This is a genomic window from Streptomyces yokosukanensis (genome assembly GCF_001514035.1).
Taxonomy (GTDB): Bacteria; Actinomycetota; Actinomycetes; order Streptomycetales; family Streptomycetaceae; genus Streptomyces; species Streptomyces yokosukanensis.
In genome coordinates this window covers 33,983-41,393 of the sequence record NZ_KQ948234.1, presented here as the reverse complement: position 1 = coordinate 41,393, position 7,411 = coordinate 33,983, and the positions used below count along the sequence as shown (strand labels likewise).

At 71.6% G+C, this 7,411-nt stretch carries 6 protein-coding genes; all 6 read left to right on the top strand.

Annotated features, from left to right (window positions below):
• Positions 1 to 710: hypothetical protein (locus tag AQI95_RS41040; RefSeq protein WP_159056683.1), on the top strand; the 710-nt coding region annotated here is incomplete at its 5' end.
• 31 nt (positions 711 to 741) lie between these two features.
• Positions 742 to 1,137: a hypothetical protein gene (locus AQI95_RS41035; RefSeq protein WP_067136165.1), complete on the top strand. Its 396-nt coding sequence runs from the start codon at positions 742 to 744 to the stop codon at positions 1,135 to 1,137.
• A gap of 24 nt (positions 1,138 to 1,161) precedes the next feature.
• Positions 1,162 to 1,419, top strand: coding sequence for a hypothetical protein (locus AQI95_RS41030; RefSeq protein WP_067136163.1), 258 nt, complete (start codon positions 1,162 to 1,164; stop codon positions 1,417 to 1,419).
• Positions 1,420 to 1,480: 61 nt separating this feature from the next.
• Positions 1,481 to 3,283 carry a hypothetical protein gene (locus tag AQI95_RS41025; protein WP_159056682.1) on the top strand — a complete coding sequence of 601 codons (1,803 nt, stop codon included), beginning with the start codon at positions 1,481 to 1,483 and terminating at the stop codon, positions 3,281 to 3,283.
• Positions 3,280 to 6,816: a hypothetical protein gene (locus AQI95_RS41020; RefSeq protein ID WP_067136159.1), complete on the top strand. Its 3,537-nt coding sequence runs from the start codon at positions 3,280 to 3,282 to the stop codon at positions 6,814 to 6,816. Before AQI95_RS41025 ends, AQI95_RS41020 begins: the two co-directional genes overlap by 4 nt.
• Before the next feature lie 9 nt (positions 6,817 to 6,825).
• A complete protein-coding gene (locus AQI95_RS41015; protein WP_067136157.1) occupies positions 6,826 to 7,335 on the top strand; it encodes a hypothetical protein in 510 nt (169 codons plus the stop codon).
• Positions 7,336 to 7,411: the final 76 nt, after the last annotated feature.

Genomic DNA, 7,411 nt, shown 5'->3' with positions numbered 1-7,411 from the left:
ATGTGACGGCGGACCTCGGCGACGGCAAGGAGCGGATCGGGGTGGCCATGCTCGACCCTGCCGTGAAACAGAGCGACCTCAAGTCCCTGGTCTCCCCGCCGGTCATCGACGAGCGGATGGTGCTGATCGCCCACAAGTCGAACGACGACGTCGCGGCGGCCCTGGCCGGGGTCATCGCCGGGTACGAGCCGCACATCTCGCTGCTGCTCAAGCCCATCAGCATCGCCATGGCCGACGTGTTCTCCGACACCGAGATCGACGGTTTCAACGACGTCCTGGTCAACTGGGTCACCAGGCCGGTCCTGCTGCCGGGCCAGGCGCTCTACCTCGGCGAGGGCTACACCTCCGACGCGAGCCACGACAAGAAGTACGTCGACATCGTCCGGACCCTCGACGACATCAACTTCCGGATCAAGGCCGCCCTGATCGAGGTGATCGGCAACCTGCGGACCTCCCGGGTCGGGCTGCGCGCGGTCGAGACCATCGTCCAGTCGGTGCTGGCCCCGCTCGTGGCCCGACAGGTGATCGCGGACTTCAGCATCGTGATCCCGCTGCTGACGCTGCTGGACAAGGACCCGGCCGACCTGTCGGCGGCGGAGGCACAGGAGATCAGCGACGCCCGGGCCAGTCGTCTCGTCGACATGACCGTCCAGGTCGTCTACGCGGGCGCGATCCACCGGTTGAAGATCGATCTCGTCCTCAAGGGCTGAGCGAGCGGGACGAGCGAGGGAGTGAGAGACCATGCCCGACGCCCTGAAGTGGGACAGCCGGCTGACGGTGATGCTGAACGGCACCCCGGTGACGCCGATCGACTCTTTCAATCCGACCTTCAACGTGCCGGTCCAGCCGCTGCACTCGCTGGAGGCTGACAACGTCGCGCACATCGTCCAGCCGCACGCGTTCACCTTCACCATGGCGGTCAAGGCGATCGGCGCGGCGGTGGCGACGCTCACCGGCCTGGCGCTGTCCAGCACCGCCTTCAGCATCGGGGTTCAGCAGGCCAAGGGGAGCGACTGGACGTTCAAGAACATCGCCTTCAACGACTGCTACATCACGTCGGTGGCCAGCACGATCGTGATCGACGGGGTGCCGACCACCACCTTCAACTGCATCTGCCTGCAAGCCGTCCCGGCCTAGGCCCGCACGCCCGAGGAGGACCCGATGTCGGACTCGAACCCGCTACCCGAACCGGACCAGGACCACGCGCAGGCGGTCGAACGTCCGGGGCTGATCGAGGTGCACCCGGGCGACCACGTCGTGCCGGCCCCCGGTTCGCAGGCGGCCGTGTCCGTCCGCTCCGGCACCGAGATCCACTACTACTTCCCGATCCACGTGGTGCTGACGGGGGATGTCGCGGAGACGGCCAAGAAGGACATCGCGTGCAGCATCTGGAACGCGCTGTACAAGGCGCTGAGTTGAGCGCGGGTACCGGAGAGGTCGGCCGGACCGGCGGGACCAGCAGAACCGGAGGAGCCCGGGAATGCCACGGATGACGTGCCACTTCCCGATCACGGTGTCGATCGTCGGAGAGCCGTCGGCAGCGGGTCTGGAGCAGCTCGGGCGAGCGGTCGAGGAGGCGCTTGCCGAGCGGTTCCGGCAGGCCCGGCAACACCTGACGACGGTGACCGCCCGCGAGCCCGCCGTCCCGGTGGTGACCGGCGGCGAGCCGAGGGACCCGCTGCGCACCGGTCCGGGCAGGCGGACGTACCTGGTGCCCTCCTTCGACGGCGCCGGCGCACTGAAGCCCGTACGGCTCGCGGCAGCCGCGCCCCCGTCGCGTGATCCGGCGCTGCTCTCGGACGCCCAACTGGACACCGAGTACCTCCAGGTGCGGAGTTGGCTGCTCGGCCACGGCGTGCCGGACGTGGCCTACTCCGGGATGCGGACGTACGCGGACGCGCTGGAGGGGGAACTGCGCCGCCGGTCAGGGGCCGGGGCCTCGCCGCCCGGACCTCCGCCCGGTCCGTCGCTGCCCGGCCCGCCACTGCCCGGCCCGCCGCTGGTCCTGCGGCCCGAGGCCCTTGCACACGACGTGCCGGGCCCGCCGACGGACCGGCCGCGCCCGAGGACCGGGTCGTACGCCGGCGGCGCCTACGGCGAGCAGGACCTCCCGCACCTGCTGGGACAGCGGGGTGTGCACGCGGTGATCACCTCCACCGGGGCGGGCGCGCACCGGCTCAACGAGCCGGGCATCGACTACGTCGGGATCCATGCCGGGACCGGAGAGCTCTGGCTGGTCGACAACAAGGCCTCCAACGAGGTCAAAGTACTCGACGGTGCCGAAGTGACGTCGCTCGGCGAGAACCTGCACCCCAGCCTCACCCGGGCGATCGGCAAGATCGAGCAGGCGGCGGCGTTCGAAGGCAAGGCCGACGTCCTGAAGCGGCTGGGCCGTGCGCGGGACGCGGTCGCGGCCGGCCGGCCGATCCCGGACGAACTGAAGATCAGGCTGATCGTGACCAACGCCGGCGGGTACGTCGACGGCGCGAAGAGCCTGCCGCCGCAGGTGGAGTTCCTGGACCTCGTGGGCCCGGAGGCGAGGGCGGCCCGCCTGGCGGACATCGCCAAGGCCGAGGCGACCGGGGTCAGCCCCACCCGGCCGCGTTCCCGCCGGGACACCGAGACCATGCGCCGCCGGGTCGGCGGGGTGGTGTCCCGGGAGCCGATCCGGGTGCCCGTCAGGGTGCGGGTGGCGAGCGGGGTCCGCGCCGCCGGGATCGGCCTGGCCAAGGTCGTCGTGGCGGTGATCTGGGCCCAAGTCGCCGCCAAGGCGCGGGAGCAGTACGAGAGCCGCAAGATCCGGGAGTGGACGGAACCGAAGCTGGCGGCGATGGAACCGGAGATCCAGTCCCGGCTCGACAGCCAGGTGCCGGAACTGGTGCAGCTTCAGCTGCGGAACCCGGGCAAGCCGCTCTACGGCGTGGTCGGCGTCCTCACCACGATCCACCGCAGGGGTTCTGACGAGAACCTGATGGACGCGGAGGTGGAGCTGACGTCGGTGTCGGTGGCTGTGGAGCGGATCGAGCACAGCGAGACCTCCCGGGCCACCGGTGGCAGCCGGTGGCTCGCAGGACAGTGGCAGAAGGACTTGGTACGCACGACCCACTCGGTGGAGCTTCAGCCGTTCGGCCGGGACGAGTTGGCGACCGTGCTGCGCGCCGAACTCGCGCAGGAGGAGGCCGACGCGGGTGCTCAGTCCATGAAGCCGGAGCAGGCGCGCGCGTCGGAGCGGCGGCGGGACGAACTGGCGGCACAGCTGACGTGGTTGGAGCGGGAGCCATGAGTGGCGGGCTCGGCAACCTGACCATCCGGCCGCATCTGCCCGAGGCGGTCACCTTCGACGGCGACCTGCCGCACGAGCGGCGGCGGGAGCTGGAAGACGTGATGCGGCGTGCGGTGGCCCGGGCCGTGGCAGGGCTGGGGGAGGAGGGCCTTCGGGTCGCGGGTGCGCCGGCTGCCGGGCCGGCAGCCGGGCCGGCCGCCGAGGCGGCCACCGAGCCGGTCGTAGAGCCGGCGCCGGGTGGTGGTCTCCTGCTGGCCTTCGGACTGTCGACGGAGTCTGCGCAGACGGCGATCGGGACGGGGGAGGCAGCGGGGACGGGGGAGGCAGCGGGGACGGTGGAGCGCCCCGCCCGCCCGACCGGTGCCCGCCCCGTCGCGGAGCACACGCCGGTCCGCCTCGCGCAGCGGACCGAGGGCACGCCCGGCCGCAAGCACCCGACGCCCGCCGAATCGGCGGGAGGCGGCGGGCCACAGCGGACCCGCTTCCGGGTGCGGCTGACCCCTGCCATGGGTGAGCTGGGACCGGCGGAGCTGCTGCGCGAGTTCGTCCGCCAGTACTACCGGGCCACGAGCGAGCAGGAGGTCGACCGGCTGCTTCCCGCCTGGCGTTGGACGGAAGGGCGCGAACGCTCGGTGTCCGCCCGGGACGTCGAGCGGCACTTCATCGAGCTGACCTTCACTGACGTCATCGAGACCGCAATGGCCGCGCTGCCCCCGTCCGAGCGGGAGCGCATCGACGCGGAGGCCGACGAGCGGTTCCGGCGGGAGAGCGGCCTTCCCCCGGGGACGCGGCGGCCCGGCACCGGCCCGCAGGACGCGGCCCTGCGCGCCCGCTGGCTCGCCGCGCGGGCCGACGCCGCGGCCGAGCACGATCTGCGCCGGAAGATCGCAAACCTGCCCGAGAACGTCAAGGACATCCTCTTCGCGGGCGGCCTGCCGCTGAACGCCGAGGACCTCGAACCGGTGCTGCGCCTCGGAGGGATTTTCAGCGGCCTGACGCCGGCCCAGCGCACCGACTACCTGAGCAAGGTCACGGCGCAGACGGCGAGCTGGGCGGAGCTGGACGCCTCGATCGAGCGGTACCTGCGCGCCGAAGAGGCCCGCGAGGCCGAGGCCGTGCGGACCGAGGCGGCCGCGGCCGTGCTCTTCGGGTGCGAGGACCTGTACCGGCTGTGGCAGGCCCTGAACGCGGTGCGGGCGCGGGCGGCCCGGGCCGGGCCCAAGATCGGCGTGTACCCGGCCCTCCGGGACGAGTGGAACGCCGCTGCCGCCCGCTTCCAGGAGTCCCTCAAGCGCCACGGGTTCACCGACGAAGCAGCCTTCGTCGCCGCGATGGACGCCTACCGACTGCAGTTCCGGGCCGAGGCCGTCGAGATCGGGCTCGACGTCCTTGCGCGGTACGACCACCTGCTCCACGAGGAGCGGCGCAAGCTGCGCAGCCCCGGCTACGTCGAGTCGATGGTCGCCGGCATCGCGCGGACGCAGGCGCGCGCCGAGTTCGAGGAGGCCGCTGCGAAGGAGGAGCTTGCGAGGTACTTCGCCGTACACCATGCCGGCGAGCAGGTCAGCCGGTACTCCGTCGAAGCCGAGTCATTGCGGGCCGCGGCCCGCCGGGCGGTGGTGACCGGGGCCGGTGAGGACCCGCTCGTCGACGCCGACCGGCTGGGCCGGAGCACCGACCGCGAGAAGCTCACCCGGCTTGACGCGCCCGAGCTGCGGGCATACCTGCTGGGCGTCGCCGACGAGCGACAGGCCGAAGCGGCCACGGTCCGCGGGGAGTTCACGAGCGACCCCGAGCGCGTCTTCAGCCTGCCGGGACTGGTGGAGGCGACGAAGCAGAGCCAAGGGGCCGGCGCCGACACGATCTACGCTTGGATCGTCGACGACCACGTCAAGGCCGTGGGCCAGGCGCACTCCTTCACAGCGACCGCTCTCGTCGTCATCCCCCTCGTGCTCGCCGTGGTTGTTCCGGTCGGCGGGTGGGTCGCCGCGGTCGGCGTGGTCGCGACCGCCGCAATCAGCGTCTACCAGGCGACGGAGGCGGTCACGGAGTACCGGCGGGCCTTCGCCGAGTACGAGCTGTCGTTCATCGACGAGGACCCCTCCCTGCTCTGGGTCGGGGTCGCCGTCGTGGCGGCGGCGGTGGACTTCGGGTCGATGGCGACGCTGCTGAAGGGGTCGGCCAAGGGCCTGGTCGCGCTGAAGGCGCCACTGCACGACTTCTCCACCGCCACGGACATCGGGACGGCGGCGGCCCGCTACCGGGCGCTCACCGCGAAGATCGACGAGGTCGAGCAGCTGGCGCCGCAACTCCGGGCGACGCTCAAGGCGCACGCGGCAGCCGAGCTGGGTCTCAAACGCGTGGTCGGCGAGTTCGCGGGCCGGCTCCACGGAGGCTTCCTGGTCGACCCGGCCGGGCCGATGCAGGCCATGTACTACGCCGTCAAGAAGGGCGTGACGAAGGTCGCCGCGCTGCGAACCGAAGCGCGGCTGATGGAACTCCTGGGCGACGTGACGAAGCTTACCGGCGCGGAACTGGCCGAGATCGAGACGGCGTTCGAGCGGGTGAGGGAGATCGTCCGGATCGGCGAGCGGTGCACCATGGACGAGGCCACGCTGCTGCGGTACGTCGACCGGCTCGCCGCGCGGCGGTCGGAGGGCGCGAGCGCGTTCGAGGAGATCGCGGCCGAGATGCGGGCCTGGCACCGACCGACCCCGGAGCAGCTGGCGGCCGAAGCGGCACTCGCGAAGGCGAGCGAGGAGCTGGCATCGCGGCGCCTGTACGAGGCCAATCTGCAGTTCGAGCGGAGCGCCCTGCGCAGCGAGCCGTTGAAGACGAGGAACGTCGATCGGATCAGGGAGATCGACGCCGAACTCGTAGCACTCGCCGACGAGCGCGGCCGGACCGGGCAGATCGTCAAGGAAGGCCTGATCACCCGGGCAGCCCGCGACATGGACAAGGCCGCGAAGGCCGCGGAGGCCGCCCGGGTCAGCCCGCTCGTGCGCATGCGGCAGGCCTTCAACGCCTCGAAGGAACGGGCCCAAATGCTCGTCGGCCCCAGGGTCGACAAGGTCGGGAAGTTGCGGGTGTCCTCCGGGCGGGTGGAGGTGGACCACATCGTCTCGCTGGCCCGCATCTCGCAGATGGAGGGCTTCGAGCTGCTGACGGCTGCCGAACGCGAAGCCTTCGCCGTGGACATCGACGACATGGTGCTCATGGACGCATCCGCGAACGCGTCCAAGGGGGAACGCAGTTGGGCTGGTTGGCCGCAGGCCTCGACCTTCTACGACCGGGAGGACATCGCGCGGTGGACGGCCATCGACGCGGAGCGGACCAGGAGCATCGAGGAGTCGATCCGGTTGAAGGTCAGGGGCCGGACGCCCGCCCGGGTCCGTGTCGGGGTCGGCGGCGACGAGCCGGCCGTCCGGATCCACACCGGCGAATCGGGACCGGTACCGGAAGAGCCCGCCGAACTTCCGGCCGACGAGGCGCCGAAGAAGCGACGCCGTAGCCCGAGGAACCCGGAGAGGTAGGTCCCCGCCATGGCTGCCGGTGCGAACGTACCCGTCCTGATCGGTGCGGTGCCGCTGTTCACCGTCACCAGCCTGACCCTCAACGAGGGCTACCAGGTGGCCCGGATCGCGGGCAGCAGCCTGGCGCAGCTGGTCTCGCCGTCCACCCGGACCATCACGGTCGAGGCGGTGCTGGTCGGTCGGACCAGGCTGCTCGTCAAGAAGGGGCTGGAGGCATTGGCCCTGACCTCGCGCGCCCTCGCGCCCGCCGCCGCGCCGGCGATGAACCTGGCCGGGATCCCGGTGGTCTGCGGGATGACCATCAGCCTCGACATGCAGATCACCGCCCTGCGCTTCACCCAGTCCAACCAGAAGCGCGACGCCCTCGACGTCAGTATCACGCTGGAGCATGTACCGCGCTCCAGCGTGACCGCCGTCCTCGGCGAGGCGCTGGACCTGGCCCTGGCCGCCGGCATGGCCGCCGTGCCCAGCGTCAGCGGCCTGGAACCGGCACAGCGCCAGCTGGGAGGCGCCTTGTGAACACGCTCGCCACGAACCCGCCCCCACTTGCCGGTCCCCCGCTCGACTTCCACCAGCTGCCCGTCGCACCGGACGA

What these genes read in the sequence shown, in the direction of transcription:
- AQI95_RS41015 (WP_067136157.1), top strand. Translation starts at nt 6,826, where the DNA reads ATGGCTGCCGGTGCGAACGTACCCGTCCTGATCGGTGCGGTGCCGCTG.
- AQI95_RS41035 (WP_067136165.1), top strand. Translation starts at nt 742, where the DNA reads ATGCCCGACGCCCTGAAGTGGGACAGCCGGCTGACGGTGATGCTGAAC.
- AQI95_RS41025 (WP_159056682.1), top strand. Translation starts at nt 1,481, where the DNA reads ATGCCACGGATGACGTGCCACTTCCCGATCACGGTGTCGATCGTCGGA.
- AQI95_RS41030 (WP_067136163.1), top strand. Translation starts at nt 1,162, where the DNA reads ATGTCGGACTCGAACCCGCTACCCGAACCGGACCAGGACCACGCGCAG.
- AQI95_RS41020 (WP_067136159.1), top strand. Translation starts at nt 3,280, where the DNA reads ATGAGTGGCGGGCTCGGCAACCTGACCATCCGGCCGCATCTGCCCGAG.